Annotated in this window: 17 protein-coding genes and 1 pseudogene; 13 read left to right on the forward strand and 5 right to left on the reverse strand. The window is 34.6% G+C overall.

The genetic code is table 11. The features are described from left to right. Nucleotide 1 precedes the first annotated feature (1 nt). The 4 genes from ACINWC141_RS15115 to ACINWC141_RS15125 are packed head-to-tail and all read right to left on the reverse strand — an operon-like array spanning nucleotide 2 to nucleotide 1276. The gene (locus ACINWC141_RS15115; protein WP_009392522.1) at nucleotides 2-655 is read right to left on the reverse strand and encodes a hypothetical protein; all 654 of its coding nucleotides are present in this window, start codon (nucleotides 653-655) and stop codon (nucleotides 2-4) included. 10 nt (nucleotides 656-665) lie between these two features. Then, on the reverse strand, nucleotides 666-890 hold the full coding sequence (locus ACINWC141_RS15120; protein WP_005002348.1) for a hypothetical protein: 225 nt from the start codon (nucleotides 888-890) through the stop codon (nucleotides 666-668). After that, complete coding sequence (locus tag ACINWC141_RS20625; protein ID WP_005002349.1) at nucleotides 891-1019, reverse strand: hypothetical protein; 129 nt, start codon at nucleotides 1017-1019, stop codon at nucleotides 891-893. Nucleotides 1020-1021: 2 nt separating this feature from the next. Then, entirely contained in the window at nucleotides 1022-1276 is a 255-nt protein-coding gene (locus ACINWC141_RS15125) for a hypothetical protein (protein ID WP_005002351.1), read from the reverse strand. 640 nt (nucleotides 1277-1916) lie between these two features. On the opposite strand from ACINWC141_RS15125, the gene ACINWC141_RS15135 reads away from it, so the two are divergent. From ACINWC141_RS15135 to ACINWC141_RS15195, 13 genes and pseudogenes are all read left to right on the forward strand, one after another. Further along, a complete protein-coding gene (locus ACINWC141_RS15135) occupies nucleotides 1917-3983 on the forward strand; it encodes a DUF262 domain-containing protein (protein ID WP_009392544.1) in 2067 nt (688 codons plus the stop codon). A gap of 128 nt (nucleotides 3984-4111) precedes the next feature. Then, on the forward strand, nucleotides 4112-4528 hold the full coding sequence (locus ACINWC141_RS15140) for a hypothetical protein (protein WP_034678861.1): 417 nt from the start codon (nucleotides 4112-4114) through the stop codon (nucleotides 4526-4528). A 201-nt stretch (nucleotides 4529-4729) separates the two neighbouring features. After that, entirely contained in the window at nucleotides 4730-5017 is a 288-nt protein-coding gene (locus ACINWC141_RS19825; protein ID WP_009392520.1) for a hypothetical protein, read from the forward strand. 58 nt (nucleotides 5018-5075) lie between these two features. Next, on the forward strand, nucleotides 5076-6113 hold the full coding sequence (locus ACINWC141_RS15150; protein ID WP_009392557.1) for a DUF932 domain-containing protein: 1038 nt from the start codon (nucleotides 5076-5078) through the stop codon (nucleotides 6111-6113). Between the two features lie 168 nt (nucleotides 6114-6281). After that, nucleotides 6282-7325, forward strand: a complete 1044-nt coding sequence (locus tag ACINWC141_RS15155; RefSeq protein ID WP_009392549.1) for a YqaJ viral recombinase family nuclease — start codon at nucleotides 6282-6284, stop codon at nucleotides 7323-7325. A 212-nt stretch (nucleotides 7326-7537) separates the two neighbouring features. After that, complete coding sequence (locus ACINWC141_RS15160; protein WP_009392571.1) at nucleotides 7538-8467, forward strand: recombination directionality factor; 930 nt, start codon at nucleotides 7538-7540, stop codon at nucleotides 8465-8467. Between the two features lie 49 nt (nucleotides 8468-8516). Continuing rightward, complete coding sequence (locus tag ACINWC141_RS15165) at nucleotides 8517-8744, forward strand: helix-turn-helix transcriptional regulator (RefSeq protein WP_005317501.1); 228 nt, start codon at nucleotides 8517-8519, stop codon at nucleotides 8742-8744. 106 nt (nucleotides 8745-8850) lie between these two features. After that, nucleotides 8851-10077 carry an ABC-three component system protein gene (locus ACINWC141_RS15170; protein ID WP_009392523.1) on the forward strand — a complete coding sequence of 409 codons (1227 nt, stop codon included), beginning with the start codon at nucleotides 8851-8853 and terminating at the stop codon, nucleotides 10075-10077. Next, a complete protein-coding gene (locus tag ACINWC141_RS15175; RefSeq protein ID WP_009392574.1) occupies nucleotides 10070-10750 on the forward strand; it encodes an ABC-three component system middle component 1 in 681 nt (226 codons plus the stop codon). Before ACINWC141_RS15170 ends, ACINWC141_RS15175 begins: the two co-directional genes overlap by 8 nt. After that, nucleotides 10707-13046, forward strand: coding sequence for an ATP-binding protein (locus tag ACINWC141_RS15180; protein WP_009392548.1), 2340 nt, complete (start codon nucleotides 10707-10709; stop codon nucleotides 13044-13046). The genes ACINWC141_RS15175 and ACINWC141_RS15180 overlap by 44 nt, the downstream gene beginning before the upstream one ends. A gap of 136 nt (nucleotides 13047-13182) precedes the next feature. Next, nucleotides 13183-14934 carry a site-specific DNA-methyltransferase gene (locus ACINWC141_RS15185; RefSeq protein ID WP_009392556.1) on the forward strand — a complete coding sequence of 584 codons (1752 nt, stop codon included), beginning with the start codon at nucleotides 13183-13185 and terminating at the stop codon, nucleotides 14932-14934. A 3-nt stretch (nucleotides 14935-14937) separates the two neighbouring features. Then, complete coding sequence (locus ACINWC141_RS15190; RefSeq protein ID WP_009392575.1) at nucleotides 14938-17625, forward strand: DEAD/DEAH box helicase family protein; 2688 nt, start codon at nucleotides 14938-14940, stop codon at nucleotides 17623-17625. A gap of 23 nt (nucleotides 17626-17648) precedes the next feature. Next, nucleotides 17649-18218, forward strand: a pseudogene (locus ACINWC141_RS15195) (DUF6035 family protein); the annotation flags it as partial. A 41-nt stretch (nucleotides 18219-18259) separates the two neighbouring features. Here the strand turns inward: ACINWC141_RS15195 and ACINWC141_RS20150 are convergent. Beyond that, nucleotides 18260-18405 (reverse strand): IS3 family transposase (locus tag ACINWC141_RS20150; protein ID WP_009392565.1); only part of this gene is annotated, 146 nt, incomplete at its 5' end.

The raw sequence follows: 18405 nt of genomic DNA on the forward strand, positions 1-18405 counted from the left end.
ATTAAAAAGACAAACTCACATTGCCTTGATCGGTTGTCAATTCAGCTTCAAGGACTTGATCACCACGACATTTCAACAAGTACGATACCGTTGAACTGTAGCTCATTTGTACAGGCATCTTGCTATGAAAGTCAGCGGTGTAATAACCACAACGACCACGATTAATGCTCATGCCTTGTAAAACAAAAGGTTGATCGTTGGTTGACTGAATTTCTAAAATATATTCAATCGCCCCTTGTACATTAAAAGCAGATTGTGACTCACGACTGGTAATTTGGGCACGAACAGATAATGAAGGTTGTTCCATTTCCATGGGAATATGATTGCTATATTCAGCGTTGTTGGGATCGAGGTCAGACTCCATCATAGATTTGAGTGCTTCAGGATATTTATCCCAACTCTCAAGAAATGACTGAGCTTGTTTGACCGCAGCAGGCAGATACTCAGTATCATTTTCCACAATCTGAGTTAGAGCTTGTACTTTGGCTTCAACCTCATCCTTGCTATATGGAGCATATTTGGATTGTTCATTCTGAGCTGGAGCATTGGACGAACTAGATGCTTGATCCGTTGTACTTTTCTGAGTTGGCTGATTATTCTGATTACATGCCATCAGTAAGCTAGACAACATCACTATAGAAAGTATTTTTTTCATAGTTTGGTACTCACTTAGAACGCATGGTCAGAAAACCGACCAAACATAGAATCAAAATTCCACCAATGATTTTACCGACAACTGGAAACATTACGGCAGGCCAAACAAAGCCCTGTCCAATATTGTAGGCAAAAGACTTGTAGTTATATTGCCCCCAAAAGTGTTGATAGATGGCAAAGAAAAAACCAATCACTAAGTAGCTACTAATCACCCATGTCTTAATATTTGAATTCATTTACTTTCCCCCAGTTGCATATTTTGCCAATGCGATAAATAGTGCCATCACGATCATGAAGCCAATAAATGGCAAGCCTAAAAAGCAAATCACTGCAATAATGCAGATAATGCCAGCAAGTGTTCTCATGGCTACTCCTTCATGCACTGATAGGAAATATTGACCATATCTCTTTGGAAGGATTCAGTTTGCTGCAAGGTATAGAGATTTTCTTTAAGTCCATTTTCTCCATATTTATGTTCAAGTTTGTCGTAAATACATGAACACGTGCTGCCATCAATGCCGCCTGTTTTACATCCACTGATAAATTGACGTTCGGTTTTACTGGCACAGCCTGATGCTAGAAGTGCAACTGAGACAACAATGAGTGAAGTTTGAATTTTCATCATTTCCCCTAATTTTTATTGTGTTATTTGATGTGTAATAAATTTTGCTGAATCGACTAAAGTGTAGATGCGACAGTGCCTTCTAAAGCTAGATAGCGTTTAGATCAGTCGAATAAGCAAACATTTATGAAAGCTGCTAATGCAACAGAGGAATATAAAATCGTTTTAGGGAAAACAATATAGATAGAAAAAACTTAGTCATGGGTATGACTCCTTTGGGTATAAAAGAAGTTTCACCGCATTACTGTCAAATAATGGTGGCGAAACGAAAGAGGGTTGACAGACTGATACCCAAAAAGATCAGCACACCCGAAGGTGTCCCCCTCCCGTTCCGCCGCAGAGGGGGCACGCAGGGTCGCCCACCAAAAAGATAAACTTTTTAGTGTGCTTTGGGTAAGCGGTCTGTCAAAACCGACTGACGATGTAGGTCAGCAGTTGAATGATAAAATTAAGGGTGGGTTTAGTCAATCAAGCGATATTGAAAAAACAAGTAAAATCAAAGATTGAAGCGTATGAAAAAAAGTTTTTGGTAAAATTCTAAGATGGGTATGGATCTATATTAAATCATTCTAATTGCTATAGAATTAGTCCTCATACTTTATGATCATTAAAATGTATATATTTACGTAACGGGGAAAAAATGAAGGGTGAAGCAAAACAATTTCTGAAATTTATTGATGGTTCAGATAAAAGATTTATCATTCCTGTTTACCAGCGTAACTATAGTTGGCAGAACAAACATTGTGCTCAGTTACTTAATGATTTAAAAGGGTTAATTAAAAAGCCTGATGCCCCTCATTTCTTCGGTAGTATTGTTTCAAGCCATATGCAAGGTGGCAAAAAAGAAGACTTCTTAATTATTGATGGACAACAACGGTTAACGACCATATCAATTTTGTTGATTGCTATTGTGGATTTATTGAAGCATAAAAAAGTTATTCCTAAAGATGATCGTTTAATTGAGAAAATCACCAAAAAACATTTAGTAGATGAGTATCAAGAAGATCAGCGGAAAATAAGATTAAAGCCAATCAAAGATGACTGTAAAGCTTTCGATGCCTTGTTTGGTGATGAATCAGATTTTGTTGATGGTTCTAATGTAACGTCAAATTTTAGATATTTTCGAGACAGAATACTGAATGAAAATATCGACATTGATGATTTGTATGATGCCATTTCACGACTACAAACAATTGATATTTTTCTAGAAAAGGATGATGACCCTCAGCTTATTTTTGAAAGTTTGAACTCGACGGGACTTGAGCTTGAGGAAGGAGATAAAATCCGAAATTTCATTTTGATGGGACTTTCCTCTGAATTACAAGAAAAATATTATGAAGCTTTTTGGAACAAAATTGAGAAAAATACCAATTTTAAGGTTAGTGATTTTTTCAAAGATTATTTAACCTTAAAACTAAATCGCACAGTCGTTATTAAAGATATCTATTTTACTTTCAAAGATTATGTGAAAAAGAATAATGATGACATTGAGGCACTATTAAAAGATTTACTGGAGTATTCAAAGCTTTATGCAATCATTTTGAATCCGATGCAATATCAAAACAGTTTTACCGCTGTGTTGGTACGGCTGAGTCAGTTAGAGTTTACCGTTATATTTCCAGTTGTATTGGCAATTCTAAAACGTTGGAATGAAAAAAATCTTACTGATCAAGAGGTCACTGAACTTTTAAGAGTAACGGAAATATTTTTATTTAGACGTTTGATTGTTGGTTTAGCCACTAATGCTTTGTCTAAAATTTTTGCAACTTTAGATAAAGATGTGACTAAGAAAGCACAATCTAGCCAATTGGCATCCTATGCTGAAATTTATAAATATGTGCTGTTAAATAAAGAGGAATCAAGTCGTTTTCCTAATGATGAGGAATTTGAGCAAGCTCTTTTTAGCCGTAACATTTATGCCATGAGTTCGAAAAATAAAGCATATTTATTTAGTTTTCTAGAAAATGAGGAAAGCAAAGAACAAATTAATGTAATTGAAAGAATTAAAGATGGAACATACACCATAGAGCATATCATGCCCCAAACGCTTTCTCCTGTTTGGCAAAAAGAATTGGGTGAAAAATCACAACAGATTCACGAGCAATGGTTGCATACTCTGCCAAATCTGACATTAACTGGTTATAACAGCAAATATAGTAATCGGCCTTTTAAAGATAAATTAGACGTTGAAAATGGATTTAAAGACAGTAATTTGCGTTTGAATCATTATGTAAGAGAATGTCTAAAATGGACGGAAGATGAGCTGGTTGAAAGACAAAGCCGCCTATCAAAGAAATCGCTTAAATTATGGTATTACCCAACAACAAGTTATGCTCCACCTGTAGAGGAAACGAATGAATATTTACTGGAAGATGACTTTGATTTTACAGGATACACTTTAGTATCTTATACCTTGTATGATGTTGAATCTAAAGTTCAATCATGGAAAGAAATGCAGATAGATGTCGTAAAATATTTATTAGAACAACACACAACGAAAATTATGAGTTTATGTGCTGATCAAAAGTTTTATGATCTTTCCTTGCTTGAAACGACAAATAATTTTACTGAAATCAGTAGGTCGGTTTTCTTATACACAAATTGTTCAACGAGAACCAAAATAAATATTCTTAAAAAAATATTTGAGCAGTGTGATGTTGAGCAATCTGAATTAAGTTTCTTAATAAAAAAAGATAGCAATACTTAAATTCGTAGGCTTCTGTTTTAAAGTGGAATTTATTGAAATTCCACTTTATATTTTCTTGATAATTATTATGATTCGTTGTTTTATAAACCGTTTTCTAGATAAAATTTATTTTGAATGAGTATTGCCTTATTGGAATTGTAGATGAGTTCAAGAAATTTAATGCGGAACTTAAAAATCCTAATTGGTCTGCATCTTCCATTAGTTCTAATAACGAACTCATAGTTAGCTTGTGGGGGCATAAACCATTACTCTTTAAGCATCCAACTGAAAGAAAGCAACTATACCGTGATCGAATAGATAGGTGGTCTGGAAATGGATGTAATGAGTTTAAAAAAAACCTTGATCTTGCTTTTAAAGAAAAAATAAAGATAAGACCGATCATATCAATGCTGAATGATTCAAGTGATTTTCAACATATCTTAGACGGCAAGGATGGTAGTAAATATTCTAAAAAATTCAATGCAAAAAAAGATTGGATTGGTGAACTAACTGTTTGGGATGGTATCAATTTCGAAATTGAATTTAGATTGGATGATAAAAGATAGTTGGTACGTGAAAACTGGATGAAGGAATATTGCTAATTGAATAATGAAATAGTCCTAAAAGTTTTAGGATGATTCCAAATAATTTCAGATACATAACATCCTAATGAGAATCATGAAACTCTTTTGAGATCACATGAAAATATGACAACAAAGCCTGCCATCGAGCAGGCTTTTTTATGCCCAAAATTTAGGAGTCGAGCCATGAGCTTGAGCTGTCCATTTTGCCATTCACCGAATGTGATGTTGGTTGACGCAAGTACACAACAATCCAATACAGCCTTATCTAGTCTTGGGACACCAGCCTCATTAGCTGCATTCGGAGCTACGGTAGCAAAGTCATTAAATCTACCGCCGATTGTCGGTGGAATTGCAGGAACGGTACTCGGCAGTGTGTTGAATTCATTTACCCAACAAAGCACGCCGCCACAACAAAATTTGTGTTTCTGCCACAACTGTTATCAAAAATTTCCAACTCATCTTTTGCACTAAAGATTATTTATATCCACACAGATTTAAATTTCATTTTCAAATTAAAAGGAATAAAACGATGGCACATCAACTTGAACAAATGGCCTATGTTGGTGATACCCCTTGGCATGGACTAGGGAATCAACTGACACAAAACCAGCCCATCGAAGTCTGGGCACAGCAAGCAGGAATGGACTGGCGGATTGAGTCTTCTAATGTCAGTTATATGGCACAGAATAAACGAGGGCAAAGCATCATCATGCCTTATGAAGAACAACGAGTACTTTATCGCTCTGATACCCATGCGCCTTTATCTGTGGTCAGCCAACGCTTTCAGGAAGTCCAACCGAGAGAAATTTTAGAATTCTATCGTGACCTCACCGAGCAATCAGGCTTTGAACTGGAAACCGCAGGCGTACTCAAAGGTGGAAAGAAATTCTGGGCATTGGTACGGACTGGACAAACTTCATCGCTCAAAGGTAAAGATGTTAGCAATGGCTATATTCTGCTAGCTACTGCTTGTGATGGTACATTGGCAACCACGGCACAGTTCACTTCGATCCGTGTTGTGTGTAACAACACTTTAGCGATTGCACTAAAAGGTCAGAACAGCAGTGCAGGTGTGGTTAAAGTTCCACATAGTACTAAATTTGATGCAGATAAGGTCAAACAACAATTGGGCATTTCAGTCCGTGCATGGGATGAACACATGTATGAGATGAAACAACTCAGTCAGCGTAAAGTCACCCAGTATGAAGCAGCCGCTTATTTCGATGCCGTGTTTAATAACACGACGATGAGCATCACAGATCAAGAAGACAACATTATTCAGTTCTATCGTGATGTTGCTACTCAAGCACAAACCAATGGCAAGGAAAAATCCGAACCGAATGGCAAAGCTATGAGTCGAGCAATGGAGATGTTTAATGGTCAGGGACGAGGTGCAAGCCTCTCTTCAGCCAAAGATACTGCCTATGGATTACTCTGTTCGATCACGGAATTTATCGACCACGGACGCCGAGCCATGAGTACCGATCACCGACTTGATTCAGCTTGGTTTGGTACAGGCGCATCGATCAAACAACGAGGATTGGAACAGGCATTAAGCATGATTTGATCGTGTAAAAACTAAATTTCAGTCATGGAAAGTTAGACCTAACTATGCATTTAAAAAAGGGATCTTAGATTTTAAAAATTATGAAAACCATAGCTTCGGCTGTGGTTTTTTTATGCCCGAAATTTGTCATTGGAATCGAATCCCCTTATTAAAAATCAGGAATCCACCATGAATACAGCAATATTAAACCCATCTATGCAACAGGCAAGTATGCCTTTTGTTGCCCCAAAACTATTCACAGCCAAACGCTTGGTCAATACCAAAAATATGACCCAAGCAGAATGGTTAGAAGTCCGTCGCCAAGGCATCGGCAGTAGCGATTGTGCCGCAGCCTGTGGGCTCAATCCCTATATGTCGATGCTAGAACTGTGGATGATTAAGACAGGTCGAGTTAAACAATCCATTGAAGATGAAAGCACAGGTCATGCCCCTTTATATTGGGGCAAACAACTTGAACCTTTGGTCGCTGAATACTACAGCATGCATACCAACAATAAAGTCCGTCGTATTAATGCTGTACTCCAACATCCCGAAGCGGATAAGCATTTTATGCTGGCAAATTTGGATTACTCCATAGTGGGCAGTGATGAAGTGCAAATTTTAGAATGTAAAACCGCAGGTGAGCATGGTGCCAAACTATGGCGAGATGGAGTGCCTTTATACGTACTATGTCAGGTACAACATCAACTGGCAGTGACAGGTAAACAGGCAGCGCATATTTGTGTACTGATCTGTGGGCATGAAACTCGTATCTATAAAGTCACACGCAGTGAAACCGTGATCAAACACATTATCGATTCAGAACGTTACTTTTGGGAATGTGTCGAAAAGGATACACCGCCTGATGTCGATGCCAGTGAATCGGCAGCCAAAGCCATTCAACAACTCTATCCACAACATGTGCCATTAACCGTAGAAGACCTCAGTCAAAATGAGCATGCCAATCGATTGTTTAGCCAATTGTTGAAAGAAAAGCATCATATGGAAATCCACCAAAATAATTTTGATGAAACCAAACATCAAATTCAGATGCTAATGAAGGATGCAGAACGAGCCACTTTTTCCCACGGTTCAGTCACATGGAAGCGATCTAAAGGTTCCATTTCTTTAGATACCAAGGCTGTATTGAAAATGCATCCTGAACTAATCAATGAGTTTCCACAAAACAAGGTGGGGACACGACGTTTTCAAATCTATAGCAATGATGACTGACCCTATCAAAACCATGCATCTATATAGCTAATTATATATGCATCAAATATCCATTCTTCCCAAAAGCGCAAAAAAACCACCCCCGATCTACCGACTCCAGAAGGAGCGGTAGACCAACAATGGCGGTTTTTGCGAAGTCGTAGCTTTTCATATTTCTGTTTACTTACATAGCAAGGGGTAATCAGTAAAATTTTATTTATAGGATAAACAACATGATCAAAGGTTTAGCAATTACACCGCCAATACTTGGCAGAATCAGTATTGGTAAAGTGGTCGAAAAGAACGGTAAACGCCTGCCTGAAAAAGATGACCAATTTACTATTACCAGTCAAATCCAAGGTAAGGAGGGATGGATCAAACACCCCTTAGATGAACAGCTTAGAGCCAAAGCACAAAACCAAAAACTCAGAACCATTCCAGTACGAATGATCTTTAATGATCCTGAACTCAATTTACGGGCTGAGTACAATTTATTCGACCGCCAAACAGGTCGTCCCATTTGTGTAGGTAATGGAGAAACTTGTCAACGTTTGACTAATCAAGGTGTAGAACAACATCCATGTCCATCGCCTGATTTATGCTCATTAGCACAAGGTGGCAACTGTAAGCCTTATGGACGTTTACATGTCAATTTAGATGAATCAGATGAACTTGGAACATTTATTTTCAGAACCACTGGTTTTAATAGCATTCGGACTTTAGCAGCACGACTGAGTTATTACCATGCTGCTTCTAATGGCTTGCTTTCGTGTTTGCCACTGCAATTGACATTGAGGGGAAAATCAACCACACAAAGCTATCGAACCCCTGTGTATTACGTGGATTTAACTTTACGTGATGGTGTCAATCTTCAACACGCCATTCAAACGGCAAAGGATATAGATCAACAAAGTAAGCAGAGCGGCTTTAATCAAATAGCTTTAGATCAGATGGCACTGCAAGGTTATAGCAATGCTAGGTTTGAAGTGAATAGTGAGGAAGGATTAGATTTAGTGGAGGAGTTTTATATGGAGGAAGCTTCTGAAGCTGAGCAGGCTCAAGCAGAAACTAAAACTAGAGCTAAGTCTAGACCGAATCAGGGGGAAGGATTTGTACAGGATATTCAGCAAGGTTTACAACGAAGTGTGAGGGCAGTGAATTAGCCCATTTTCTAAGCTTGGTTCGATTTTTAATAGTAGTAGGAGAAATTAAATGTATTTATCGGATGATCAGATGTTTCACATGAACCAAATTATTAGGATTAAAGAAGTTATTGCAGTTACGGGCGTAAGCCGTTCAGTTATATATGAAAAACTTAACCCTCAATCTAAGTGCTACGATGCAACATTTCCTAAGCCAATTAAGTTGAGTGTGAGTTGTGTTGGTTGGTCGGCACTTGAGGTGAATCAATGGATTGAGCGAAGGTTAGCAAGTCGATAGTTATGGGGGCGAAAGCTCCCAAATTTGAAGTAGTTTAGTTTTTTGCAAAAAAATAGATTTCATGTATATTAGAAAGAAATAAAATTTATAAATAATAGGGTTTTATATGACAGAGGAGCTGCCTGACAGTGCAATATCATCTTGGGGAGGCTTTGTCTATCAAGGAAAGATAGCACTTTTTCATTCGATTAAGCTTCTATTGGATGAAAGCTTCGAGGGGAAAGAAGTTAAGAAATTTGCTTTACAGCTGGATAGTACTGATGACTTTGCCATTTATTCGGATGGTATTGCAATATCGGTTCATCAAGTTAAGGCTAAGGCATCTCGTTATAGATCTGCATTTGAAAAAGCATTAAATAAGTCATCAAAAATATGTATAGATTGTTGTCCTAATACAAAAAGATACTTCCATATCGCTAATGAAATTGATGATTCTAGTGATTATGAAAATGAGAAAAAAGCAATAGTTGAATTTTATAAATATGATGAAGATTCTTATTGTAAATTAGATCGAATTGAGAGAGTAATTAAAGAAAAAATAGAAGAATATTTGAACAAGAATTCTTTGGAAAACTCTTTGCTACTTGTAGAGCAGAAATATCATTATTTATCAGAAATGATCACTTCAAAAGTTATTGAAATTCATTCCTTGATCCATCAGGGAACAAGTCAGAATAGAGCGGCTTATGAAAATACAATTGAAAGTGATTTAATTTTAGAAATTTTAATTACAGACTTTAATTTAGTACAGGATCTTCCATATGAGATGAGAAGGTTGCGAAATCTTTTTGCTGATACTTTGGAAAATTATGTATGTGAGAGCAATGAATATTTTACAATACAACAAATAGGCTTATTTAATGAGGTTTTTAAGCATATTTATAAAATGGATGATGCTGAGTTAGAATATATAAAACAATCTATCCGCTTATCATCTTCTGATCAAATAAGGAATGATGATGTAAGTACTTATGCTGAAATCATTACCGATATCTCAGCTAGTATTGTATTAGTTGACCTTCCTCATTATTCTAAAGAGTTAAAAAAATACTTACCTACAGCCTTGAAACTGCAAGATAGACGTGCTGAATCATTTAAAACTAAATTGATAGAACAACTTCGTAGTAATAATTTATTAGTAAAAATTTTATATGAGTACAATATTTTAATATCAGGTAGTGAAGTTCACAAAAATATTGAAATTAATGCTTATAATGACAGTGTGACACGAATCACTATCGATGATATTGAGGCTGAAAATCATATATTAAAAGAGCTTCCAGTAAAAGTAATTTGTACCAATGCAGCGCAAAGCGAGTTAAATAATGCTTAAAAAAATTATGCACGAAGCTGTGAAAGATTCAGGATTTATTTTAGAAAAGTCTTTAGATAATACAAATTTTTTCATTAAAGAAAATGGTGGAGCTCAAAGGTACTTAATTGTACATGTCTTAGATCAGCTATTATCTGTTGAAAGTATTCATGAGCTAATCAATGAATCTCTTCCAGATGAAATGCAAAAGCAACCTGCTTTTAAGAAAAATTGTGATTTAATTATTATTTACAAAGTTAATTTTTTAAATGATTTTAATGAAATAGAAGAACAAGTTTTAGAAATAGAAGAAAACCCTTTTTACTTCAAAAAATATTTTTTTTATTATTCAGATGCTGAAGAAAAACTGCTTCTTGGAAAAAGTTATGAGGATTTTAAGAGTCAAATTAAGAAAATGGATGAGTTTGATGAGTACAAAAAAGATCCTCTAAAACCTTCATTCCATAGTTTGGTTATAAGATTGTTTATTAAATTTCCATTTCTAAAAATTCCAAAATTTAGTAAATCATTTCAAAATCTGTTTGATAGTGTAAGTGAAAAAGTAAATGCTGAAAATTTAGTCAAAACCTATGATTTGATTGGAAAATATGAAGCAGATAGTATTGATGAAGTTATAGCGGAGTTATTAAGTGAAGAATTGGAAAATATCAAAGCTTCAGATTCAAGCATTTAAAGCATTTACAAAGATAGAATTTGATTTCAATAAGTCTTCATTGATTACTTTAGAAGGTCCAAATGGGTATGGAAAAACATCTACTTTTGATGCTATTGAATTGTTGTTTACAGGAAAAATATCTAGAATATCAGATCTTTATAAGCTTGTGATGGTTGAGACAAAAAAGAAGTTCAAAGATAATCTATATTGGAACAAAAAAAGTGGTGAGGTTGATTTAAAAATTAAAGTAGAGTTGATGAATGATCATGATGATGAAAAACTTTTTTTTGTTAGAATGGGGTTTGTCAATGATTTAAAAGTCGAAATTAATAATAAAGCTAATAATTTTGATATTTTTAGTTTATATAAATTAGATGATTTTAACTCTGAACCTACTGAGAATAAGTTAGAAAATAATTTTTTTGAACAGTTTTTTGGTGAAAGTTTTTGTTCTAACTATTCAATGTTAAATTATTTACACCAAGGTCAAAGTCAATTTATTTTTTCGAAAAAAATCACTGATCGTAAGAAGGCTTTGGAAGAATTAATAAAAACAACTGAAATAAAGAAACGTATTGATATTTGTAATAAAGTCGAAAGTAAATTAACAAAACAGGAAAAAGCACAAAAGGTAGAAATTGATGAGATAGATGCTAAGTTAAAAAAAATCTTGGAAAAAAATATTTCTGAAAATGAATATGATGTTATATATAAAAAAATATCTACACAAAGAACATCTCCAAAATGGGATGATGAAGAAATTTTTTTACAAGAAGCTGATGTAAATTATAATAATTTTATAAAAGAAATTGATCTATTAATAGAGTGTTGTAAAAGAAAAGAAGATATACGCATAAGAAATCAAAATTCAGCTATTGAAAAATTTATCATTGATAATGATAGTTCTTTGTTGCTGCTTGTATCTATAGGTAAGCATATAAGTAATTTTGATAATCTTCAATTGATTAATAAAAGACTCTTAGAGGTTGATCAAGTTTTATTGATATTGGATAAGGATTTTAATGCTATTTCTCAAGAGGAAATTACAAAATTAAGTTCTTTAGGGGTGGTTATTTCAGATAAACTTAAAGAAAATATTATTGAGAAAGATAATAAATTAGCATTGCTCTCAGAAAAAAAAGCGAAGTTATTAGAACTTAATAAAATGCGAGAGGATTTATTTGAAAAACATAAACAAAGTTTTGGTGAGGATGGAACTATATGCGCTTTATGTGGGGTAGATTGGGGAAGTGTAGAAAAACTTATTGAAAATATAAGGGTGATTTCAGATTTATATTCAAAAGAAATTGGAAGTTCAACAGAAGATTTAAGTAAGGTCTATCTGATTATTTCTTCTGAGTTAAAGTTGATTAAAGAGTTATATATAAAAGAAAAAGATGTTTTTTTAAAAGATTTTAATATTAGTTTGTTCACCAAATTAAATATAAGCCAAAACTTTTTTAAAACCTTGAATGGTTTGAGTTCTCGTCTTGAGAAAATGGCAATAAGTTATTCTTCTGAATATACAGATGATGATATTGAGTTGGAAATTAGAAAAGATAAAATTATTTCTAATTTAAGAGGTTTAAAAAAAATAGAAGGAGATGTTCTACCTGTAGGGTGGGAGGAAGCTATAAGTGTAACTTTTGAGAAACATAAAGATTTCTATGACTTACTGGAAGATGATTTAAATCATAAGAAAAACTATGTAAATAAAAAGTTTAAAGACTTTAAGGATTCTGAACTTCAGCAGACGAAAAAATTGTTAAAGGAAAAGAGTGATTTATATAATGCAAACTTAAATGCAAAAGCTAAAATAATTAGGTTGAAAAAAACACTAATTGAAACTGAACGTGATTACTCTTCAAGAATTATCGCTAATATTGAATTAATATTTCATATCTATAGTGGGCGCTTAATACAAAATTATCAACGTGGTCTAGGACTGTTTATAGACTATGCAGAAGGGCAGCAAATTCGCTTCTGTACTGCGGAAAGTTCTGACCATGATGCGACACTAGCAATGAGTTCTGGTCAATTGGCTGCATTGAGTCTAGCTTTTTTCTTATCGTTAAATCGCGTTTATTCCGAGAACTCTTTAGTTTTAATTGATGATCCAGTGCAATCCTTAGATGAAATCAATATTGCTTCTTTAACTGACTTATTACGTTGTGAGTTAAAAGATAGACAGTTAATCATTTCCTCACACGAAGATGATATTTCTAGATATATGAGATATCGCTTTGAACGGGCTGGTTTATCTCAAGTATCGATTCATATGCAGAGCCATAATACGGATAGTTTAATTCAATGAAACTAAAAAGACTAAATTGAATAGCACGTCAGAGGTTGTCACACTTATGATAAGGAGTGAGTAAAAGCCTAGGGTTGAGTCTTTTTTAAATGGTAATCTATGCAAATTGCGGAATTTATGTTTTTGGAATTACTTAATGCCTACGTTAAATTGGATAGGAAAAGAAGCTGTTGAAAAGCATCATAAGGATGTTCCTTATCGACTACTTGAACCTGTAGTTGAGCTTTCATGTGGGGAAGAGCAAAGTGGTAACCTAATTGTTCAGGGAGATAACCTTCACGCTTTGAAAGCACTCTTACCGCGTTATGCTGGAAAGGTTAAATGTATTTATATTGATCCACCTTATAATACTGGTAATGAAAAATGGACCTATAATGACAATGTAAATAGTCCAGAAATACGTAAGTGGTTAGGAGAAACGGTAGGTAAAGAAGGTGAAACATTAGATAGACATGACCGTTGGTTATGTATGATGTATCCACGTTTAATATTACTAAAGCAGTTTCTAACTGATGATGGTGTGATTTTTATTTCTATTGATGATAATGAGCTTCATAATTTAAGACTTCTAATGAATGAAATTTTTGAAGAAAGAAATTTCATTGCAAATATCATTTGGAAGAAAAAAACTAATGGTAATAATGTCGGTCATATACCCGCTGTACATGATTATATAGTCACCTATGCGAAAAATGAATCATCACTGAAATTGTTTGAAGTACAACAAAGTGATGAATACATTAAAAGTTCATACTCTAATCCCGATAATGATTCGCGTGGCCCATGGACTACTTCTGATTTGTCAGCAAATCATAAAGGCCCATATTTCGAAATTACTAATCCAGTTACGGGTGAAAAATTTTTCCCACCAAAAGGACGTTACTGGGTTTTTAATGAAGATGAAGTAAATAAGCGTATTCAAGAAGGTCGTATAATTTTTGGAAAATCTGGAACTGCTAGACCAGTGCAACGAGTTTTTCTTTTTGAAAGAGAGACTACGCAAAAGGTAGATACTTGGTTTGATAAGCAAGGTTATAATGCAGATGGAATGAAGACTCTTTCAGATATTTTAGGTGGAAAAGTCTTTGATCATCCTAAGCCTCCAAATCTAATAAAATTTTTACTTAATTTTGCTACTGATAAAAATTCTATAGTTATGGATAGCTTTGCTGGATCGGGTGCTACAGCTCATGCCGTATTACAAAAAAATGAAGAAGATGGCGGGAATAGAAAATTTATTCTAATTGAATTAGATGAAAATAATGCGAAAAATATTACTTCGAAAAGGGTAAGAAAAGTTATTCATGGCTATGATTTTAAAGGAAAATTAAAGAAAACACTTTCTTCTCATAAATTGAACTTTCAGGCCCTAAAAAAAGCTAATACTATTTTGGAAGATTTTGAAAAGCTCAAAGCTCAATATTCGCAAGAATTTAATAAAATTAAGAGCGAAGTGAATGATGGATGTTTACAACTAGTGGGTGAAATCGAAGTTGAGCAAAAGATGCCTCCTCTCCCAGGAGACTTTCTTTATTGTACTCTCTCGGTAGACCCATTGTTCGAAGCAAATGGCCATATACGTTCAAATGTATCATTCTCAGAGTTGGCTGAGTTTGTATGGTTTTGTGAAACAGGTACGGGCTATACAGGAAAAGCGGACTCTCCTTTACTGGGAATCTATGAAGGTCGTGCAATTTATCTACTTTATAATGGAATTTTAAAAGATCTTACCGAACAAGGTGGCAATATTCTTACAAAGCAAGTATTTGATGTTCTTCCGAAGTTTGAAGGAGTTAAAGTGATTTATGCGGCTGCTAATCGTTTAGGGGGCAAGGCTAAACGTGAAAATATTGTATTTAAACAAACACCATATGCTTTAGAGGTTTAAGCTATGACTGCGTATATTGCTAAAGAATATCAAGATCAAGTATTAGACAGTGTAAAAGCGTATTTTCAAGTCTGTCATGAGTTTGCAAACGCATCTACGGCCTTTTATGTGACTACAGAACGATTGTGGGGTAAGGGGCAAGCCTATAATGCATTAAATGGGTTTAATAGTGAGATGCCTTATTTTTGTTTACGTGTGCCGACGGGTGGGGGAAAGACATGGTTGGCAAGTAAAAGTGTAGCATTAATAAATAAACATTTTTTGAGAGTAGCTCAAAGTATCATCTTGTGGTTAGTTCCAAGTAAGACGATACGTGAACAAACTATTACTGCTTTAAAAAATAAACAGCATCCATATTCATCAGCATTACGTGAAGCAGGTGAAGTCACAGTCATGGATATTGAAGAAGCAAAAAGCATTACTCGTTCAACGCTTTTAACTTCAACAGTTGTTATAGTTGCTACACGCCAAGCTTTTCAAGTAGAAGAAGAAGAAAGTAGAAAAGTTTATCAAAATAATGGTGCGCTAATGCATCATTTTGAGCATCTAACAGAGGGACAAAAGTCAGAATTATTAACAGAGGGAGAAGGGAGTGATCTAATAGTTCCAAATTCTTTAGCTAACGTTCTTAGATTACATCGCCCTTTTATTATTGTTGATGAAGCACATAATAGTCGTACTGAACTTGCTTTTGATATGTTAGCTCGTTTTAAGCCAAGTGGCATTATGGAGCTTACAGCAACACCAGATACAGTGAGAACTCCAACCAATGTTTTACATAGCGTCTCTGCTGCTGAATTAAAAGCAGAACAAATGATTAAATTGCCGATTGTTTTAGAAACAGAATCAAATTGGCAACAATGCTTAGCATATGCGATTCATAAAAGAGAGTCTTTAGAACATATAGCGTTAGAAGAACAGAGACAGGGTTTTGAATATCTGAGACCGATAGTACTTATTCAGGCTGAAGCAAAAAGTAAAGTTCGTGAAACATTGGATATTTATGCTGTACTCAATGAACTAGAAAATAATCAGAATATTCCAAGAGAGCAGATCGCTCTTGCTACAGGAGATGAGAAAGAACTTGAAGAAATTACAGCAAAATATCCTAAAGGAATTTTAGATAAGGCTTGTAAAATTAAGTATGTAATTACTCAAAAAGCTTTAGCTGAGGGTTGGGATTGCCCATTTGCTTATATTTTAGTGAGTATGGCTTCTGTGCAATCAAGTACAGCAGTTGAGCAATTATTAGGGCGTATTCTTAGACAGCCAAATGCATCACATAGAAAGAGTGAGCAGTTAAATCAATCTTATGCTTATGTTGTATCAAAAAGTTTTTCTGACACAGCTGAAACTTTGAGAGATAGCCTAGTTGAAGGGGCTGGTTTTGATACTAAAGAAGCGGCTGAGTTTGTTAAAGCAGGTACGGGTGAGCAAGCTCGTTTGGACTTTGGAAATTCTAAAATTATTGTGAAGCCAATAACAATTCCCTTGCCTGAAAAGCCAGATTTAAAGTCTGTTACACCTGCGGTGAAAAAGAAAGTAGAATGGAATAATAAAACCAATGAATTGACGATTATTACCCCATTGACTAAAGAAGAGACTGTGGAACTAACGAAAACTGTTTCACAACTAGAGTCAGTGCAGCAGATCGAGAAAGGGGCCGAGGTTAGCCGTCAATCTATCGAATATTTTCAGACACCTGCGGAATTGGGTAAAGAGTTTAAAGTCCCGCTACTAGCATTATCGGTTCAGGGCGAGCTTCAATTATTTGATGATCCAGAAGTTCTTGAATATCCTTGGAATTTAACAACAGTAGATGCAAAAGTTTTGCATGATGATATTTCAATTTTAAATTCAGCTTATGCTTCAAATGATTTTGGAACTTTAGATATTGATGAGACTAAAGGTAAGGTAAAAGTTACTTTTCTTCCAAAACTTCAGAGAGATTTAGGTTTGGTGTATAAACCTGAAAATTGGGATGAAGTCAAATTAGCAACTTGGTTATGTAAGAATATCTTAGAAGAATCATTAACTCATGAGGCTAAACGAAATTTTGTTCTTGCGTGGCTAAATGATTTGTTAAGTAAAGATGATTTTGATTTGGCTCGAACAAATACTCAGAAATATATAATTCGTCAGTTGATTGAAAAAAGAATTAATATTTTACGAAAGGAAGCTGTTAATGATGCTTACCAAAATTTCTTATTTGGTAATGATGAGCTTCATCAAATAACAGTCTCAAACGAACAAGAATATCAGTTTAATTTCCATCCAAATGTTTATGTACCTTCTCGCGATGATAATGGTGAATACGGATATTATGCATTTAACAAACATTACTATGGCCGTATTGGGGCTTTTGATAGTGGTGAAGAGTTTGCTTGTGCATGTTGGTTGGATCAGCAAGCAGTTAAAGGAAAAATTGAGTTTTGGGTGAGAAACTTAGTTCGTAAAGAAGGCTGTTCTTTTTACTTGCAAAAGGGAAATGGTCGCTTCTATCCAGATTTCATATGTAAACTACCTAATGGAAAAATTTTAGTGGTTGAATATAAAGGGGCGGATAAGTGGGAAGCTGCTAAGGATGATCGTCAAATTGGGGAGTTATGGGCTAATTTATCAGAAGGACAATGTAAATTTATTATGATTAAAGATAAGCGCTTTGATCTGATTGAGAGCTTATTAAACTAATTTAAGTATAGTTGGGGGAATACATGAAGTTAGTTCATATCATTGATACAGATCAAAATATGTGGATTGATGTTGATGTATTCTTCCAACAATCTGAAATGGAGCTTACCCAATGGCGTAGTCAAATAAGGGAACGATATAAACGAGATAAAACCAAGCCACATTTAACTTGTGCTTGGTGCCAATCACCTGTAATTCTATCAAGACGCACAGATCACATGCAGGTCAACTCCTCTGCAACTTTCTTTTTTAAACATATTCCTGAGTTGGAAAATAACCCCACTTTTCAATGTCCTGTAAAACATATCAAACAGTTATCAGAGCAAGAAAAAACTGCTTTAAAATATCAAATTGCGAAAGAAACTCGACAACATAAATTGCTAAAAGAGAATATATATAAGAGTCTTCAAGCAGATGAGGCTTTTAGTGATATTCATATTGAGCAAGTTCGTAAAAGCATTGACTTAAAGCAATGGCGTAGACCAGATGTATCGTCATTATATAAAAAGCAATTAGTTGTTTTTGAAGGACAACTTTCTACAACTTTTTTGAATGTGATTATTGATCGTAAGATTTTTTATCAAGATAACAATGATATACGCTGAATTATCAGGAGACTTTCCCTTGGGAGATTCTAGGCAGCCAACTTATAAAAGTCTTCGGCCATTTGATTTGGTGTCTTAAAACCCAAACCCTTTTGAATTCTTCGATGATTATAAAATAACTCAATGTATTTTATAACATCTGCTTTGGCTTCTTCTCTGGTTTGATAGTTGTAAT

The organism is Acinetobacter sp. WC-141 (genome assembly GCF_000313935.1).
Classification (GTDB): domain Bacteria; phylum Pseudomonadota; class Gammaproteobacteria; order Pseudomonadales; family Moraxellaceae; genus Acinetobacter.

What these genes read in the sequence shown, in the direction of transcription:
- ACINWC141_RS15115 (WP_009392522.1), bottom strand. Translation starts at nt 655, where the DNA reads ATGAAAAAAATACTTTCTATAGTGATGTTGTCTAGCTTACTGATGGCA.
- ACINWC141_RS15120 (WP_005002348.1), bottom strand. Translation starts at nt 890, where the DNA reads ATGAATTCAAATATTAAGACATGGGTGATTAGTAGCTACTTAGTGATT.
- ACINWC141_RS20625 (WP_005002349.1), bottom strand. Translation starts at nt 1,019, where the DNA reads ATGAGAACACTTGCTGGCATTATCTGCATTATTGCAGTGATTTGCTTT.
- ACINWC141_RS15125 (WP_005002351.1), bottom strand. Translation starts at nt 1,276, where the DNA reads ATGAAAATTCAAACTTCACTCATTGTTGTCTCAGTTGCACTTCTAGCA.
- ACINWC141_RS15135 (WP_009392544.1), top strand. Translation starts at nt 1,917, where the DNA reads ATGAAGGGTGAAGCAAAACAATTTCTGAAATTTATTGATGGTTCAGAT.
- ACINWC141_RS19825 (WP_009392520.1), top strand. Translation starts at nt 4,730, where the DNA reads ATGAGCTTGAGCTGTCCATTTTGCCATTCACCGAATGTGATGTTGGTT.
- ACINWC141_RS15150 (WP_009392557.1), top strand. Translation starts at nt 5,076, where the DNA reads ATGGCACATCAACTTGAACAAATGGCCTATGTTGGTGATACCCCTTGG.
- ACINWC141_RS15155 (WP_009392549.1), top strand. Translation starts at nt 6,282, where the DNA reads ATGAATACAGCAATATTAAACCCATCTATGCAACAGGCAAGTATGCCT.
- ACINWC141_RS15160 (WP_009392571.1), top strand. Translation starts at nt 7,538, where the DNA reads ATGATCAAAGGTTTAGCAATTACACCGCCAATACTTGGCAGAATCAGT.
- ACINWC141_RS15165 (WP_005317501.1), top strand. Translation starts at nt 8,517, where the DNA reads ATGTATTTATCGGATGATCAGATGTTTCACATGAACCAAATTATTAGG.
- ACINWC141_RS15170 (WP_009392523.1), top strand. Translation starts at nt 8,851, where the DNA reads ATGACAGAGGAGCTGCCTGACAGTGCAATATCATCTTGGGGAGGCTTT.
- ACINWC141_RS15175 (WP_009392574.1), top strand. Translation starts at nt 10,070, where the DNA reads ATGCTTAAAAAAATTATGCACGAAGCTGTGAAAGATTCAGGATTTATT.
- ACINWC141_RS15185 (WP_009392556.1), top strand. Translation starts at nt 13,183, where the DNA reads ATGCCTACGTTAAATTGGATAGGAAAAGAAGCTGTTGAAAAGCATCAT.
- ACINWC141_RS15190 (WP_009392575.1), top strand. Translation starts at nt 14,938, where the DNA reads ATGACTGCGTATATTGCTAAAGAATATCAAGATCAAGTATTAGACAGT.